Here is a 15540-nt window from a genome sequence, read left to right on the forward strand (position 1 = left end):
AGGGCGTGGGCGTCTACGTCATCGCCCGCAGGCTCGGTCTGGACCCCAAGACCGTGCGCCGCTATGCCGAGGCCGCCGACCCCGATCTGCTGCTCGGACCCAACGGCACCGCCCGCGACAGCATCCTCGACCGGTACAAGGGCTATCTGCAGCAACGCTGCAAGGACGGGATCACCGGCACTACCGAGTTGCTGGCCGAGATCCGCGCCCGTGGTTACCGCGGCGGCGAACGCACCCTGCGCCGCTACCTGATCAACCTGCGGGGCTGCGACCAGCCAACCCTGGCACCGCCGCCGGTCCCGCCCGCCCGGGACATCACCGGCTGGATCATGCGGCCCGACGGCAAGCTCACCGAGGAACATCGCGCCGAGTTGCAGCGGCTCTGCGACCTATGTCCCGACCTGGTCACTATCCGTGATCTCGCCCGCGGGTTCACTGACCTGGTCCGCACGCTCGGCGGCGCCCACCTCGAAGCCTGGGTCAAACAAGCCGAGCACGGCGCCATCGCCGAGATCCGATCCTTCGCGGCTGGGCTGCGCAAAGACTGGGACGCCGTCACCGCCGGCCTCACGATGCAGTGGAGTTCCGGCGCGGTCGAAGGCAACGTAAACCGCATCAAAATGCTCAAACGACAAATGTACGGCCGGGCCAACCCCGACCTCCTACGCCGCCGCATCCTCCTCGCCGACTGACATCGACCAGTCACGATCACCGAGACCGTGCCAGAGCCGGCGAAAGCCCTGTCCGGCGGCCTTTGATCTTCCTCGTGGGCGCTGCGAGCTATCTCGGTGTGCGATGTACCGAATACCCCACGGCCAGGCATCCGTGGTCCGTGGTTCGCCGCTTGTGGTCTGCGGCCTGCGGTCCGCGGCGTGTTGTCCGCGGCCTGTGCCTCGCGGCCTTGCGGTCCGTGGTCCGCGGCCTATGTCCGTGGCTCGCGGCCCGGTGGTGCGGGTAGTGCGGGTAGTGCGGGTGGTGCGGGTAGTGCATCGGTAGAGCCGGCAACTTCGGTAGGCGCTACTGGTCCGTCGAGAAGTTCGGGGCTTGGGCGGGTAGGCCAACAACGCTCGGCCGCACCCAGGATAGAAACCTCTCGTAGAGATCGGGCGGCGGTGCTTCCCCGTGTGCGGTGAGATCGTTCAATGCCTCGCCCAAGTACGACGACATGTAGATCGTCAGACTCGATGGATGCCGCCGGAACTCGCGTAGCAATTCACTCTTCGCGTGCGCGCACGGCCAGGGTCGCGCACAGGCCAGGCAATCCCACGAAGGTCGATCGCGCAGATGGTCCACCTCCCGTGGAGCATTCACCATGAGCGGCCCCGACCTGCCCGATAGGCCTGGGCCGGAGTGAGATCGCCCGCGCGACCGACCTGGGACAGGAGGACCGTTGGTGCGTCCCATGCGGGAGCCCGCACTTGCTGCCCGCTCGGGGATTGTCGGCGCGGATTGATGTCGCCGGATGGGCTGTCGGCACTGGGCAGCCACGCCGCATCTTCCGGGCGAGTTTCGCTGAGTGGTGGCCACGATCGGTTGCCCGCGACGGTCGTATAGGCCGGCCATGGTCTGTCGGCCGCAAGGGTTTCGCTGGCAGGCCGCGCATCGCCTTTGGAGATCGCCTCGTTGGCGAGCCGAGAGTCGCCTACTGCGAAGGCCCTGCGGTTGGGCCGTGTTGCGTTTCCTGCGGCGGCCTCGCTGGGGCGTCGCGTCTCGCTTTCCGCGATCGGCCATGCCGCGTCTGTCGAGACGGCCTCGCCGGCAGGCCGCGGTCGGTCTCGGCCGTCGGTTTCACTCGCGGGCCACGACGCTTCGTCGTGCACGTCGGTTGTGCTTGTGGACCGTGGCGCTTCGTTGTTCGCGTTCGTTGTGCTCGCGGGCCATGACGCTTCGTTGTTCGCGTTGGTTTCGCTCGTGGACCGTGGCGCTTCGTTGTTCGCGTTCGTTGTGCTCGCGGGCCATGACGCTTCGTTGTTCGCGTTGGTTTCGCTCGCGGACCGTGGCGCTTCCTTGCTCACGTCCGTTGCGCTCGCGGACCGTGACGCCTCGTCGCTCACGTCCGTTGCGCTTGTGAACCACCGTGCTTTGTCTTCCGCGACGGTCTCTTTGGTGGGACTCGCTCTGTCATGCGCGCTGGTTTCGCTGGCGTGCTCGGCTGCGCCGAGTGTCCCGGCATCGCTGGTCAGCCATGCGCCCGGACCTGTTCCGCAGCGGTTTGGGTCGGTCGGGGAAGGTGGAGGAAGGCTCGCGGGGGTTTGCCAAGCCACGCTTTCCGGACCGTCTCTCTGCTCCGTGCCTCCGGCGATTCTCTTGCTGCCTGCGCCTGGCCGGGAGGCTGCGCTGCCTGGGCACTCCGCGCCGGCTTGCCAAGCCGCCTCGGGCGGGTCGCTTGGAGGAACGCCCCAGGGTGTGCCGTCTGCGGCACTGCCTTGGCATCGCTGAAGAGGGCCGTCCCATTCGCTGTCGCCGGCGGCTCTGCTTCTGTCGAACTCATCGGCCCACCCAGGGTCGGACCGGGCGCGGACGGACGGCCATGCGGTCTGGCCAGCCGAGCGGACCACGTCGTTCGGGGAACGCGCCTGGCCGCGGATGCTCGTTTCGCCTCGGTCGGCTTCTCCTCGGTCGGCTTCGCCTCGATTGGCTTCGCCTGTCGGCCATGCCGCGCTGCTTCTGATCGACCCGCCCACCGGGTAGGCGTGGTCGTTCGGCCTCGCCGAATATCGCGGTGCGGCCGTGCCGATCGTGTTTTCCGGCCAGCCGCCGGGAGTTGCCGGCGCCGTGGCGTACCAGTTGGCCGCGCTGGTTGCCGGCGCCATTGGGCTGGCGTGGCCCGGGGCCGTCCATGTCGGTCGCCGGCCTTCCGCGGGCTGGTGTCCTAGCTGGCCTGAGTCGTTGGCCGTGGCGGACCAGCAGGGCTGCTCCGAGCCGCGGACCGTCCTGGCCGGGGCGGGCGGGACCCCGGTTGGCGGGAATGGGAGTCGCGGCGCCGGGACCAGCCGGTCCACGCACGGAGCCGGGAGCCCGCACGAGCAGCGACGCCACAGGGAGCGCCAGATGCGCCTGTGGGACGGCTCGTGCGGGACCGGTTCCAGGCGCCGCTTGCGAGGGATAGTCATGTGTTCACCGTAGTTGACTAGTGACTAGCTGTCTTTTGTGAAGTTGACCCATGACTAATAGTCATGTGTCTACGGTCGATCATGTGGCAACCAAGCCGATCCGATTGATGGGTGCGCACGAGATCCGCATTCGCCTGGGCGAAGTGAGTCGTCAGCGCGCATACCAGATCACCAGCAGGGCGGACTTTCCCGCGCCTGTCGCCGATCTGGCCCAGGGCAAGGTGTGGGCGACCGAGGACGTGGAGGCCTGGATGAAGGCGCACCGGCGTACCAGCGACGACTCCGAAGCCTGACTCACCCGCTCGAGCGGGAGTGGCGGCGTTCACGGCGGCGCCTTCCTGACCGGGCGCGCCAGCGCCACGCCGTTGTCCTGGCGGACCACCAGGCCCGCCATCTCCAGCAGCGAGAGTCGGCGCAGGACGGTGCGAATGCCCAACCCGGCCTTCGCCGCGAGGTCCTCCGGGCCGACTGTCCCCCGGCGTGGCATCGCCTCCAGGACCAGCGCCGAGTCCTCGTCCAGGTCGTCCCGGGCGTGCTCCCTGCCCCGCGGTATCTCGGCCAGGTATTCGCCGATCCGGCCGACCTCTTCGAGGACGTGCGCCGTGCCGGTCACGACGACCGTCTCGGGTTGCCGGCGCAGCAGTTCGTGGCAGCCGACCGACATCGCCGACGTCACCGGGCCCGGCACCACCATCGCGCGCCGGCCCAGGGCGACCGTTCTGCTCAGCGTCTGCACCGCGCCGCTGCGCGCGGCCGCTTCCACGATCACCGTTCCCACTGTCGCCGCCGCGATGACCCGGTTGCGGATCAGGAACCGGTGCCGCAGTGGTTCCGAGCCCGGCGGCCACTCGCTCATCAGCAGGCCACTTTCCGCGATCCGTTCGAACATCGCCGCGTTGCCCGCCGGGTACGGCCGGTCGACCCCGCACGCCAGCACTGCCACCGTCAGGCCGCCCGCCGCCAGCGCCGCACGATGCGCCGCGGCGTCGATGCCGAACGCGCCGCCGGACACCACCGTCCAGCCCCGTTCCGCCAGCCCGTACGCGAGGTCGTTCGTCACGTGGGTGCCATAGCTCGTCGCGGCGCGGGCGCCGACCACAGCGACCGAACGGGCGAACGCCTCGTCCAGCCGGCGCCCGCCGCGGACCCAGAGGCACAGCGGTGGGCGGACGTCACGGTTGATCCGGTCGCCGCCCTCCAACTCCAGGGTGCTCAGCGCCTCCACGCCGGCCGGCCACTCCGGATCGCCGGGCACCACGACCCGGGCCCCGAGGCGGTCCGCCCGCAGCAGCGCGACCTCGGCCAGCCGGCGTGGGTCGCCGGCCGCCGTCCGGGAGATCACCGCCGCCCGCAGCGTCGACTCGGGGATGTCCCCGCCCAGCAGCCGGTCCAGAGTGGCCTCGGCGCCCGCTACCTCCACCAAGTGCCAGACGGCCCGATTGCCCGGCTCGGCGAGCCAGGTCAGGGCGACCCGTGCCATCCGGTCGGCGTCGTCGGCCGGTGACGGCCCGTTCATGCGGCCGTCCCGTCGCCGTCGCCGTCGTCGCCGCCAGTCGGAATCGGCAGATCGCGAATCCGACGCGGCCTCCGTCGTCCGGAGCGGCGACGCCCACCCGAAGGCCACTTGATGAGTGACCGCAAGGCTTCATCCGGCCGCAGCCGGACAACCGGCGCCGCAGCAGGAACGGCGACTGGAACGGCCGCAACCGCGGGGGCGGGAGCAGGAACAGCGGCAAGAATCGGAGCGGCGACACGTGGTGAGGGCGGCGACCGGCGCCGCGGTGGGCGCGGGAAGGTGAAAGGGGACGGACGTCGGTCAGCTCTGGTCTCTTTGGTCATGGGCCTCTCCCATTCGTAGTTGTGCCGCCTCGTGTACATCCGAGCCCGTAGGCCGGTCCCGCCCGTCCAGATCCGCGATCGACCAGGCCAACCGCAGGATCCGGTCGAAGCCCCGTGCCGACAGCGCCCCCCGCTCCAGCCCCGCGCGCAACGCCGCCGTGTCCTGGGCCGCCAGCTGCCACGGCGGCCGTCGCAGTCGCGGCCCGGGCACCTCCGCGTTGACTCGCCAGCCGGCCCCCGACCAGCGCTCAGTGGCCGCCGCACGAGCCTTCGCCACCCGCTCGGCCACCACGGCGGACGACTCGGCGGGCCCCGCGGTGGTCATCAGCTGGACGGCGCTCACCGGCTGGATCCGGATCTGGATGTCGATCCGGTCCAGCAGCGGGCCGGACAGCTTCGCCAGATAGCGGCGCCTGACCCGCGCCGTGCATTCGCAGAACTGGTCGCCTGCCGGGGTGGCGCACGGGCACGGGTTCGCCGCCAGCACCACCTGGACGCGCGCCGGATATTCGGTGTTGCCCCGGCTCCGGGCCAGCAGGACCCGGCCGCTCTCCAGCGGCTGCCGCAGCGCCTGCAATGTCGCGTTGGCGAACTCTGGCGTCTCGTCCAGAAACAGCACGCCGCGATGGGCCAGCGAGAGCGCACCCGGCCGGGCCAGCCCCGAGCCGCCGCCCACCAGCGCCGCCAGGCTCGCGCTGTGGTGCGGTGCCTGGAACGGCGGGCGGCGCACCAGGCCACCCTCCGGTGGCAGCACGCCCGCGATCGACTGCAGAGCGGTCACTTCCAGCGCCGACGCGTCGTCCAGCTCGGGCAGGATCGACGGCAGGCGCTCGGCCAGCATGGTCTTTCCCGCGCCCGGCGGGCCGGTCATGGCGAGGTGGTGCCCACCGGCCGCGGCCACCTCGAGCGCATAACGGCCCAGCTCCTGCCCGGCGACGTCCGCCAGATCCGGGCCGGCTGCCGGCGGCACCGACTCCGCGCCGGTAGCGGAGGCGGCCGGACGGGCCGGCGGCAGGTCGTCCTCGCCGCGGACGTACGCGACCAGCCGGTGCAGCGAGTCAACGCCGCGCACCGTCAGCCCCGGCACCACCGTCGCCTCGCGGGCGTTGCCCAGCGGCACGATCACCCGCTTGATCCCGGCTCGCACGGCGGCCGCCACCATGGGCAGCACCCCGCGGATCGGCCGCACCGCACCGTCCAGCCCCAGCTCGCCCAGCAGCACCACGCCCTCCAGCGGTGCGGACGGCAACTCGCCCGCCCCGGCCAGCAGCGCGCACGCGATCGCCAGGTCGAACGCGCTGCCGTGTTTGGGTAGCGTCGCCGGCAGCAGGTTTACCGTGATCCGCCTGTTCGGCCAGCTCTGGCCCGAGTTGACCACCGCGGCCCGGACCCGGTCGCGGGCCTCGTGCAGGGCCGTGTCGGGCAGGCCGGTGAGCACCACCGCCGGCAGCCCGGGGGACAGGTCGGCCTCCACCTCGACGAGGTGCCCTTCGACGCCGACGAGCCCGACGCACAGCATTCGCGCATAGCTCATCTAGAACGCCGCGCGGACATGCTCGACGACCGTCGCTCCGCGCGGCTGGGGGAGGACCGCCACCACGTCGAAGCGGACCTCGCGTGGCCGTACCCTCGTCTCGGCCAGCCAGCGCGCCGCCAGCCGGCGCAGACGGCGGACCTTGACCGGGCCGATCGCCTCGGCCGGAGTGCCGAAGCGGTCGCCGCGGCGGGTCTTCACCTCGCAGAACACGACGTCGTCGCCGTCACGCAGGATCAGGTCGATCTCGCCCTCGGCACACCGCCAGTTGCGGGCGAGCACCACCAGCCCCTGATCGACCAGGTGCCGCTCGGCCAGTCGTTCGCCGTACGCGCCGACCGCCCTTCTCTCCGTCGTCATGACGGCGACCGTCGCGCATCCAGGACCCCCCGCGCAGCCCCGGTTGTGGACAGAGCGCGATTGTGGATAACCGCAGCGTCATGGCCGTGATCTGATAAGCCCGCAGCTGTGGCATCCGGCCCCGGAGTCCCCTACGGTGCGAAATCGTGGAAGGACATCGCCGGTACGCCGAAGAGCCGGAACCCAGCTGGTACACCGGCCAGCGATCGCCCGAGGCGTCGGGCGCGCAGGATGCCAACCCCTACGACTCTGCGGTGCACGAGCGTCCCAGCAGCGCGTTCCGGTTGCCCGACCAGCGCTCCGCCGATCCGTATTCGGCGCCGCCGGCCGGTTACGCCTCGGCCGACCCGGCGACGACCTCCGGCAGCCACGCGGTGTCGTCCGCGGATTCCGGCTCGATCCGGATCCCCGTGCGCGGTCCGGAGTATCCGGCGATCCGGCCGGGCGGTGCCACGTCGCCCGCCGAGGCTCCCGCGGCCACGGCCGCGACGGCCACCACGTACGGCTCGCCGCCGGAGGCCCCGCCGGCCGCCGCCTACAACGAGCCGACCAGCATGGTCCCGCTGGCCGGGGGCCGGGGCGGTGCCGCCGACGCGGTGTACCGCTCCCGCCGTCCGGTTTCGGCGGTTGTGTTCGCCGCCGTCACTGTCGTCCTGTTGATTCCGGCGCTCCTGCTCCTGATCCGGGTGACTTTCGTGGACGACCCGAGCGCGCGGGGTGTCGTTCCCGCGGTGCTGCTCACCCTGGGGCTTCCGCTCACCGGCTTCGGGTTGTATTCGCTGGCCGGCGGCGGCCCGGCGGGCACCCGTGACGCTTGGCTGCGCCCGCCGCTCGCCTATCTCCCGATCGGCCTGGTCCTGCTCATGGCCGCCGGCCTCGGGGTGGCCTGAGGCAGCCCGCAGTCTGGTCAAAGCGACAAATAAGGCCCGGCGGTCTGGTCTGAGCGGTTTACAAGGCCCGGCGGTCCGGTCAGAGCGACAAACAAGGCCCGGCGGCCTGATCAAAGCGACAAAAACCCCGGAAGTCGTGCGGCGGCTGCCCGGAAGCGGGCCGCGCCGCGAACGGCGTATGCTGGTTCCCGGCGACCGCCCCGCGCGGTCGACCTCGCGCGCCCTCTGCACGAGCCATGGTTGATCACTTGCCGGCGGCACCTTGCCGGCCCGGATCATGAGCCGTCAGCGACGGTCCTCCCTGGTCCCGATCTCTTCGGGTCCCACCTGGGCCGGCGACCGGGCGCCAGGACGCCCACCGCCGGTGAGCGTGACAACCAGGGAAAACAGGGAGCAATTCACCATGGCCGTCGTGACCATGCGTCAACTGCTGGAGAGCGGTGTCCACTTCGGGCACCAGACCCGGCGCTGGAACCCGAAGATGAAGCGCTTCATCTTCACCGAGCGCAACGGTATCTACATCATCGACCTGCGCCAGACCCTCGAATACATCGAGAAGGCCTACGCGTACGTCCGGGACACCGTCGCCGAGGGTGGCCACATCCTCTTCGTCGGCACCAAGAAGCAGGCCCAGGAAGCGATCGCGGAGCACGCGACCCGCGTCGGCCAGCCGTACGTCAACCACCGCTGGCTGGGTGGCATGCTGACCAACTTCCAGACGGTGTACAAGCGGCTCCAGCGCATGAAGGAGCTCGAGGCGATCGGTGACCTGACGGGCACCGCCGCCGGCTACACCAAGAAGGAGACCCTTCAGCTGTTCCGTGAGCAGACCAAGCTCACCAAGACCCTCGGCGGTCTGCGGGACATGACGAAGGTGCCGTCGGCGATCTGGGTCGTCGACACCAAGAAGGAGCACATCGCCGTCGACGAGGCCCGCAAGCTGGGCATCCCGGTCATCGCGGTGCTGGACACCAACTGCGACCCGGACGAGGTCGACTTCCCGATCCCGGGCAACGACGACGCGATCCGCTCGGCCGAGCTGCTGACCAAGGTCATCGCCGCCGCCGTCGCGGACGGCCTGATCAAGCGGTCCGGCCGCAACCGTGGCAACGCCGACGACAAGCCCGAGCCGGGCACCGTCGCCGCCGGTGAGCCGCTGCCCGAGTGGGAGCGCGACCTCTACGAGGGCGCCGACAAGAAGGCCGCTGACGCCGAGCCCGCCGCTGCTGCTGCCGCTCCGGCCGCTGCCGCCGAGCCGGCCGCTGAGCCGGTCGTCGTGCCGGCCGAGCCGGTCGCTGCCAACGCGGAGTAACACCTCAGGAAGCCGGCCGCCGGAAACGGCGGCCGGCCCCCGGAAGATCCCGGACCTCAAGCATCGAGAGAGAGTCATGGCCAACTACACCGCCGCGGACGTGAAGAAGCTCCGCGACCTCACCGGCGCCGGCATGATGGACTGCAAGAAGGCGCTCGAAGAGTCGGCGGGTGACTTCGACCAGGCCGTCGAGTTCCTGCGCATCAAGGGTGCGAAGGACGTCGGCAAGCGGGCCGGACGGACCGCCGCCAACGGCATCGTCGCCCACTCCGGCAAGGCGCTGCTCGAGCTCAACTGCGAGACCGACTTCGTCGCCAAGACCGCCGACTTCGTCGCGCTGGGTCAGACGCTGGTGGAGCACGGCGAGCAGGCCAAGCTGGCCGACGCCGCCGCGCTGCTGGCCTCCACGCTCGCCGACGGCCGCGCCGTCGCCGACGTGATCCAGGACTTCTCCGCCAAGATCGGCGAGAAGATCGTGCTCAACCGCTTCGCCCTCCTCGACGGCACCGTCGCGGTCTACCTGCACCGCAAGGCGCAGGACCTGCCGCCGCAGGTCGGCGTGCTGGTGGAGTTCACCGGCAAGACCGACGAGGCCGGCGCCGACGACGCCCGCGCGGTCGGCATGCAGATCGCTGCCATGCGGCCGAAGTTCCTCACCCGCGAGCAGGTGCCCGCCGAGACCGTCGAGTCGGAGCGCCGCATCGCCGAGCAGACCGCTCGTGAGGAGGGCAAGCCGGAGCAGGCGCTGCCCAAGATCGTCGAAGGCCGGGTGAACTCCTTCTTCAAGGACTTCGTCCTGCTGGAGCAGCCGTCGGTCACCGACAACAAGAAGACCGTCAAGCAGGTAACGGCCGATTCCGGTATCGAAGTCACCCGCTTCGTCCGGTTCGAGGTCGGCCAGGAGTAATCCAGGCACCAGCGCACTGCGCGGGAGGCCGGGACGCGAGACAAGCGCCCGGCCTCCCCGTCACATAGGGTCTCGGGTTAGCGAAGGAAAGGCGGACCGGCATGACGATGGTGACCGAGCAGGCTGTCGCTTTGGACGAGATCGCGGCGCCCCGGGCCGAACGGCCCCGGCGGGTCGTGCTGAAGCTTTCCGGCGAGGTCTTCGGCGGCGGCGCGGTCGGTGTCGACCCCGACGTCGTGCAGGGCATCGCCCGGCAGATCGCCACGGCGACCAGGCGTGGCGTGCAGATCGCGGTCGTCGTCGGCGGCGGCAACTTCTTCCGCGGCGCCGAGCTGCAGAAGCGCGGCATGGACCGGAACCGCGCCGACTACATGGGCATGCTCGGCACGGTCATGAACTGCCTGGCCCTGCAGGACTTCCTCGAGAAGGAGGGCATCGAGACGCGGGTGCAGACCGCGATCACGATGGCCCAGGTCGCGGAGCCGTACATCCCGTTGCGTGCCATCCGGCACCTTGAGAAGGGCCGCGTCGTCATCTTCGGCGCCGGCGCCGGGATGCCGTACTTCTCCACCGACACGGTCACGGCGCAGCGCGCGCTGGAGATCCACGCCGACCTCGTGCTGATGAGCAAGAACGGCGTCGACGGCGTCTACACCGCGGACCCGCGGACCGACCCGGACGCCCGCAAGATCGATCACATCACCTTCGCCAGCGTGCTGCAGCAGGGCCTGCGCGTCGCCGATCAGGCCGCCTTCAGCCTGTGCGAGGAGAACGGCCTGCCCATGCTCGTCTTCGGCGCCCAGGGCGACGACACGATCGTCCGGGCCGTCAGTGGCGAGAAGATCGGCACCCTGATCACCACGTGATCCCGCGCGTACCCCACACTTTGTTAACGATGACGAGGAACAAGGAGGCGACGGAGCGGTGATCGACGAGATCCTCTTCGAGGCCGAAGAAAAGATGGAGAGCGCGGTCGAGCACGCCAAGGAGGAGTTCGCCGCGATCCGTACGGGCCGTGCCACGCCGGCGATGTTCTCCAAGATCGTCGTCGACTACTACGGCGCGCCGACTCCGGTGACCCAGATGGCGTCGGTCGGCGTGCCGGAGCCGCGCATGGTGATCGTGAAGCCGTACGACGCGTCTCAGCTCGCCCCGATCGAGCGGGCGATCCGCGACTCGGACCTGGGGGTCAACCCCAACAACGAGGGCACCCAGCTGCGCATCCACCTGCCGCAGATGACCGAGGAACGGCGCCGCGAGATGATCAAGGTCGCGCGGCACAAGTCCGAGGAGGGCCGCGTCGCGATCCGCAACGTGCGCCGCAAGGCCAAGGAGCAGCTCGACCGTCTGGTCAAGGACGGCGAGGCCGGCGAGGACGACGGCCGGCGCGCCGAGAAGGAACTGGACGACGTCACGCACCGCTATGTGGCTGTGGTCGACGAGCTCGTCAAGCACAAGGAAGCCGAGCTGCTCGAGGTCTGATGTCGTACCTCGACGAGCCCCGCGGCGGGCAGACCCCTTCCGGTGGCCGGGCGTCCGGGCAACCCGACGTTCCGGCCCCGTACGGCCGCGACGGTGAGCCCGACCCGTACGCGGCCTACCGTCGTGAGACGGCTCAGGAGTCGGCCCGCAGCGGGCAGTCGTGGAACGCTTTCACCCCGGGGCCCGCGGCGGTGACCGAACCGGATCCCGGCGGCGTGGAGCCCCGCGCCCCCTGGGCAGCCGCCACCGCAGCGACCTCGACCTCGCAGGCGGAGTGGGAATTGACGGCAGCGGAAGCGGACGGCCCGGCTCCACGCGGCCCCGGCAAGCGCCGGGCCGGCCGTGGTGGCAAGCCCGCGGCGAAACCGACCGGCCGGGCGGGCCGCAACCTGCCCGCCGCCATCGCGGTCGGGGTCGGCATGATCCTGGTCGTCCTGGCCTCGCTCTTCGTCTACAAGGAAGCGTTCCTCGGGGTGCTCGCCCTGGCCGCCGGGCTCGGCGTCTGGGAGATGACCCGGGCCATCAAGATCACTGGCGCCAGGCCGCCGCTGATCCCGCTGGTCGCCGGCGGCGTGCTGATGACCGGCCTGGCCTGGTACGGCAGCACGGACGCGCTGATCCTGGGCCTGCTGGTGACCGTGCTGGCCGCCCTGCTGTGGCGCCTGGCCGACGGTGTCGCGGGTCTGCGGAGGGATCTCGAGGCGGTCACCCTGATCTCCGTCTATGTGCCGTTCCTGCTGAGCTTCGGTGTGCTGCTCGCCCGGCCCGAGGACGGCGACTACCGGGTGCTCATCACCCTGCTCGCGGTGGTGTTGTCGGACACAGGTGGCTACGCGGCCGGCGTCTTCCTCGGCAAGCATCCGATGGCCCCCACGATCAGCCCCAAGAAGTCCTGGGAGGGCTTCGCCGGCTCGGTCACGGCGGCGGCCGTCGGCAGCTCGGCGCTGGCATACTTCCTGCTCGATGTCCCGTTCTACGGTGGTCTGCTCTTCGGTGCCGTGATCTCGGTGGTCGCCGTGCTGGGCGATTTGGCGGAATCGATGCTCAAGCGCGATATCGGCATCAAGGACATGAGCAACCTGCTGCCGGGACACGGCGGCCTGATGGACCGGCTCGATTCGATTCTCTTCGCGGTGCCGACGGCGTTCCTGCTGCTCTCGCTCATCGCGCCGCCGGGGTAGGCATGTGCGCGCGACGTGGGAGACTGGATACGCCATGACGATTCTTCCGGTCATCCCGACCAGCCCCGACACCCCCGACGCGGTGGTCACCCGGCGTCGCCCCGCGATGCCGCCGCGCCATCTCGCCGACCTTGATCTGGCCGGCCGCCGCGCGGCCGTCGCCGAGCTCGGTGAGCCCGCGTTCCGCGCTCAGCAGCTCTCCACCCACTACTTCGGGCGGCTGGTGCGCGACCCCGCCGCGATGACCGACCTGCCCGTCGCGTCCCGCGACAAGATCGTCGGCGACCTGCTGCCCACGCTGCTCACCCCGCAGCGCGAGCTGACCTGTGACGACGGCGCCACCCGCAAGACGGTGTGGAAGCTGCACGACAACGCGATGGTCGAGAGCGTCCTGATGGGCTATCCCGACCGGATCACCGCGTGCGTGTCCAGCCAGGCCGGCTGCGGCATGGCCTGCCCGTTCTGCGCCACCGGCCAGGCCGGCCTCACCCGCAACCTGTCCATCGCCGAGATCGTCGACCAGGTCGTCTACCTCGCGGGCGTCGCGGCCTCCGGCGCGGTCACCGGGTCGCCGCCGCGGCTGTCCCGGGTCGTGTTCATGGGCATGGGCGAGCCGCTGGCCAACTACCCCCGGGTGATCGAGGCCGTGCGCCGTCTGGTCGCCCCCGCCCCGGAGGGTCTTGGTCTCTCACAACGGCACATCACGGTCTCCACCGTGGGCCTGGTGCCCGCAATGCGGCGGTTGATCGCCGAAGAGCTGTCCGTGACTCTTGCGCTGTCCCTGCACGCCCCCGATGATGATCTGCGCGATGAGCTTGTGCCCGTCAACCAGCGCTGGAAGGTGGCCGAGGTGCTCGATGCCGCGTTCGACTACGCGGCGCAGACCGGTCGTCGGATTTCGATCGAGTACGCCCTGATCAGGGATGTTAACGATCAACCCTGGCGTGCCGACCTGCTTGGCAGGTTGCTGCACGGCAAGCTGGCGCATGTGAATCTGATCCCGCTCAACCCGACGCCGGGCAGCAAGTGGGACGCCAGCCCCAAGCCGGTCGAACGGGAATTCCTCCGCCGGCTGCGGGACTCAGGAGTGGCGGCTACGGTCCGAGACACCCGGGGGCGGGAGATCGACGGTGCATGCGGCCAATTGGCCGCAAGTGAGCTGACGGTGATGGACGCTGGGGGCGCCGTCGCCGACGCGGAGGTGGCACGATGACGGGGCTCAGTTCCCTGCGGATGCTGATTTGGGAGACGTTGTGACGAGTCAGGGACAGCGTTTCCGACGGCGCGCACTGCGCCGCGGTTACAAGGTCGACGAGGTCGACGCTTTCCTGGACAGGGTCGAGGCGACCCTGGCCGGTGAGCAGTCCGGCGCGCCCGTCGGTGCCCAGGAGGTGCACGACGTCGTCTTCCGGGTGCGCTTCGGCGGTTACGACGAGTGGCAGGTCGACCTGCACCTGGACCGCGTGGAGCGACAGCTCGCCGAGTTCGAGGACCGGGGTGGGCGCGCCCCCGACCCCCGGATGACGCCGGACCGGATGCAGCCGGAGCCGATGCGCGGCGGCATGCCGAGCGACCGGATGAGCCAGGCGCTGGGCCGTTCCGCGCCGCCGACCGAGCGGTTGCCCGCGCCGCCGATCCGCGACGACCGTCAGTTCGCCCGCGAGGATCAGTATCCCCGCGAGGACCAGTACGCCCGCGAGAGCCAGTACGCCCGCGAGGACCCGTACGGCCGCGAGGACCGGATGCAGCCGCAGCAGCTTCCGCAGCGCCCCCAGATGCCCGCACCGGACCCGTACGGCCGTTACGAGGAGCCTGGGTACGGTCAGCAGCCACAGCAGCAGCGTCCGCCGGCCCCGTCCGGCTACGACACCGGCGGCTACGACGGCTTCGAGCCGGGCCGGCACGGCAAGACCGACATGACGGCCGAGATCCGGATGCCCGAGCGCGACCGCTTCGGCGGACCGGCCCCGATGAGCGCGCCCCCGATGAGTGGTCCCCCGATGAGCGGCCCGCCCGGGGGCGGTCCGCCGATGGGTGGCCCCCCGATGGGCGGCGGCCAGGGCGGCAGCCCGGAGCTGTACAGGGTGGACCAGCTGCGCCGCACCTTCCAGCCGCGCCGGTTCGGCAGCGGCTACGACCCGGTGCAGGTGGACCGGCTTTTCGAGAGCATCCTGCAGGCCATGACCGGCCGCGGCCCGATGCCTGTGCCCGAGAACGAGCTCGACACGCTGCAGTTCGGGCTGGTTCCGGGTGGCTACTTCGAGGCCGAGGTCGACGCGGCGCTGCGCGAGGTCAAGGACATCCTGCTGCGCCACCGCTGAGCACGGGAAAGGCCCGCTCCCGGTCGGGGAGCGGGCCTTTTCGCGTACGGGGGTTACTGGTCGTTCGGCTTGAGGCCGTTGCGCCGCAGCACGGCGTCGCCCACCACCGTGGCGATGAGCGCCAGCGCGGTGCCGATGAGCCAGATGTTCTCGGTGTTGCCCTCGTGGTTGCCGATCAGCATCGCCAGCAGAATCACGGCGGTGCCGATGGCGCCGATCCGGGCCCACTTGCGGTTGCCCGGCTTGAGCTGGTCGGGTGCGTAAACCGGCTCTTCTGCCACGACTCGGTCCTCCTGCGACGATGGTGATGACAACCCGATCAGTTTCGCATGGCGCCTCCGCGCGCGGCCCACCAACCCGGACCCGGTACCTTCGATGCCGTCGGACATCTGCGGGACCGAGGGAGCTGAACGGTGCGGATCACGGGCACTGGCCACGCGAGCATGCGGATCGACACGGGCGCGGGAAGCATTCTGTGCGACCCGTGGGTCAACCCGGCGTATTTCGCGTCGTGGTTCCCGTTCCCCGACAACTCCCTGCTCGACTGGGAGAGTCTCGGCGACGTCGACTACCTGTACGTCTCCCACCTGCACCGCGACCA

At 70.5% G+C, this 15540-nt stretch carries 15 protein-coding genes; 11 read left to right on the forward strand and 4 right to left on the reverse strand.

Annotation, left to right across the window (positions count from 1 at the left end; translation table 11 throughout):
• Both DMB66_RS26975 and DMB66_RS26985 read left to right on the forward strand, forming a co-directional pair.
• Positions 1 to 692: transposase (locus DMB66_RS26975; RefSeq protein WP_148112771.1), on the forward strand; the 692-nt coding region annotated here is incomplete at its 5' end.
• Positions 693 to 3220: 2528 nt separating this feature from the next.
• The gene (locus DMB66_RS26985; protein ID WP_125806925.1) at positions 3221 to 3406 is read left to right on the forward strand and encodes a DNA-binding protein; all 186 of its coding nucleotides are present in this window, start codon (positions 3221 to 3223) and stop codon (positions 3404 to 3406) included.
• 29 nt (positions 3407 to 3435) lie between these two features.
• Here the strand turns inward: DMB66_RS26985 and dprA are convergent, their stop codons facing one another.
• The 3 genes from dprA to DMB66_RS27000 all read right to left on the reverse strand — a co-directional run bounded on the left by dprA (position 3436) and on the right by DMB66_RS27000 (position 6846).
• Positions 3436 to 4629, reverse strand: a complete 1194-nt coding sequence (gene dprA, locus DMB66_RS26990; RefSeq protein ID WP_125806913.1) for a DNA-processing protein DprA — start codon at positions 4627 to 4629, stop codon at positions 3436 to 3438.
• Between the two features lie 300 nt (positions 4630 to 4929).
• Complete coding sequence (locus tag DMB66_RS26995) at positions 4930 to 6486, reverse strand: YifB family Mg chelatase-like AAA ATPase (protein WP_125806914.1); 1557 nt, start codon at positions 6484 to 6486, stop codon at positions 4930 to 4932.
• On the reverse strand, positions 6487 to 6846 hold the full coding sequence (locus tag DMB66_RS27000; RefSeq protein ID WP_125806915.1) for a YraN family protein: 360 nt from the start codon (positions 6844 to 6846) through the stop codon (positions 6487 to 6489). It lies immediately after the preceding gene.
• Positions 6847 to 6992: 146 nt separating this feature from the next.
• Between DMB66_RS27000 and DMB66_RS27005 the strand changes: the two genes are divergently transcribed.
• The 8 genes from DMB66_RS27005 to DMB66_RS27040 all read left to right on the forward strand — a co-directional run bounded on the left by DMB66_RS27005 (position 6993) and on the right by DMB66_RS27040 (position 14939).
• Positions 6993 to 7736: a hypothetical protein gene (locus DMB66_RS27005; RefSeq protein WP_125806916.1), complete on the forward strand. Its 744-nt coding sequence runs from the start codon at positions 6993 to 6995 to the stop codon at positions 7734 to 7736.
• Between the two features lie 403 nt (positions 7737 to 8139).
• Positions 8140 to 9048, forward strand: a complete 909-nt coding sequence (gene rpsB / locus DMB66_RS27010) for a 30S ribosomal protein S2 (RefSeq protein WP_125806917.1) — start codon at positions 8140 to 8142, stop codon at positions 9046 to 9048.
• Between the two features lie 76 nt (positions 9049 to 9124).
• The gene (gene tsf, locus DMB66_RS27015; RefSeq protein WP_125806918.1) at positions 9125 to 9955 is read left to right on the forward strand and encodes a translation elongation factor Ts; all 831 of its coding nucleotides are present in this window, start codon (positions 9125 to 9127) and stop codon (positions 9953 to 9955) included.
• Positions 9956 to 10056: 101 nt separating this feature from the next.
• The gene (gene pyrH / locus DMB66_RS27020; protein ID WP_125806919.1) at positions 10057 to 10821 is read left to right on the forward strand and encodes a UMP kinase; all 765 of its coding nucleotides are present in this window, start codon (positions 10057 to 10059) and stop codon (positions 10819 to 10821) included.
• A 58-nt stretch (positions 10822 to 10879) separates the two neighbouring features.
• Positions 10880 to 11437, forward strand: coding sequence for a ribosome recycling factor (gene frr, locus DMB66_RS27025; protein WP_125806920.1), 558 nt, complete (start codon positions 10880 to 10882; stop codon positions 11435 to 11437).
• Positions 11437 to 12618 (forward strand): phosphatidate cytidylyltransferase, encoded by a 1182-nt coding sequence (locus tag DMB66_RS27030; RefSeq protein ID WP_125806921.1) that lies wholly within the window; start codon positions 11437 to 11439, stop codon positions 12616 to 12618. Before frr ends, DMB66_RS27030 begins: the two co-directional genes overlap by 1 nt.
• Positions 12619 to 12652: 34 nt before the next feature.
• Positions 12653 to 13831 carry a 23S rRNA (adenine(2503)-C(2))-methyltransferase RlmN gene (rlmN, locus tag DMB66_RS27035; RefSeq protein WP_125806922.1) on the forward strand — a complete coding sequence of 393 codons (1179 nt, stop codon included), beginning with the start codon at positions 12653 to 12655 and terminating at the stop codon, positions 13829 to 13831.
• A gap of 40 nt (positions 13832 to 13871) precedes the next feature.
• A complete protein-coding gene (locus DMB66_RS27040; RefSeq protein ID WP_125806923.1) occupies positions 13872 to 14939 on the forward strand; it encodes a DivIVA domain-containing protein in 1068 nt (355 codons plus the stop codon).
• 53 nt (positions 14940 to 14992) lie between these two features.
• On the opposite strand, the gene DMB66_RS27045 is transcribed toward DMB66_RS27040, so the two are convergent.
• The gene (locus DMB66_RS27045; protein WP_125806924.1) at positions 14993 to 15328 is read right to left on the reverse strand and encodes a DUF2631 domain-containing protein; all 336 of its coding nucleotides are present in this window, start codon (positions 15326 to 15328) and stop codon (positions 14993 to 14995) included.
• A gap of 24 nt (positions 15329 to 15352) precedes the next feature.
• Here DMB66_RS27045 and DMB66_RS27050 point away from each other — a divergent pair.
• Positions 15353 to 15540: MBL fold metallo-hydrolase (locus tag DMB66_RS27050; RefSeq protein WP_148112772.1), on the forward strand; the 188-nt coding region annotated here is incomplete at its 3' end.

This window comes from Actinoplanes sp. ATCC 53533 (assembly GCF_003947245.1).

Coding starts and splice junctions, on each gene's coding strand:
- DMB66_RS26985 (WP_125806925.1), top strand. CDS start 3,221: ATGGGTGCGCACGAGATCCGCATTCGCCTGGGCGAAGTGAGTCGTCAG.
- dprA (WP_125806913.1), bottom strand. CDS start 4,629: ATGAACGGGCCGTCACCGGCCGACGACGCCGACCGGATGGCACGGGTC.
- DMB66_RS26995 (WP_125806914.1), bottom strand. CDS start 6,486: ATGAGCTATGCGCGAATGCTGTGCGTCGGGCTCGTCGGCGTCGAAGGG.
- DMB66_RS27000 (WP_125806915.1), bottom strand. CDS start 6,846: ATGACGACGGAGAGAAGGGCGGTCGGCGCGTACGGCGAACGACTGGCC.
- rpsB (WP_125806917.1), top strand. CDS start 8,140: ATGGCCGTCGTGACCATGCGTCAACTGCTGGAGAGCGGTGTCCACTTC.
- tsf (WP_125806918.1), top strand. CDS start 9,125: ATGGCCAACTACACCGCCGCGGACGTGAAGAAGCTCCGCGACCTCACC.
- pyrH (WP_125806919.1), top strand. CDS start 10,057: ATGACGATGGTGACCGAGCAGGCTGTCGCTTTGGACGAGATCGCGGCG.
- DMB66_RS27030 (WP_125806921.1), top strand. CDS start 11,437: ATGTCGTACCTCGACGAGCCCCGCGGCGGGCAGACCCCTTCCGGTGGC.
- rlmN (WP_125806922.1), top strand. CDS start 12,653: ATGACGATTCTTCCGGTCATCCCGACCAGCCCCGACACCCCCGACGCG.
- DMB66_RS27045 (WP_125806924.1), bottom strand. CDS start 15,328: ATGTCCGACGGCATCGAAGGTACCGGGTCCGGGTTGGTGGGCCGCGCG.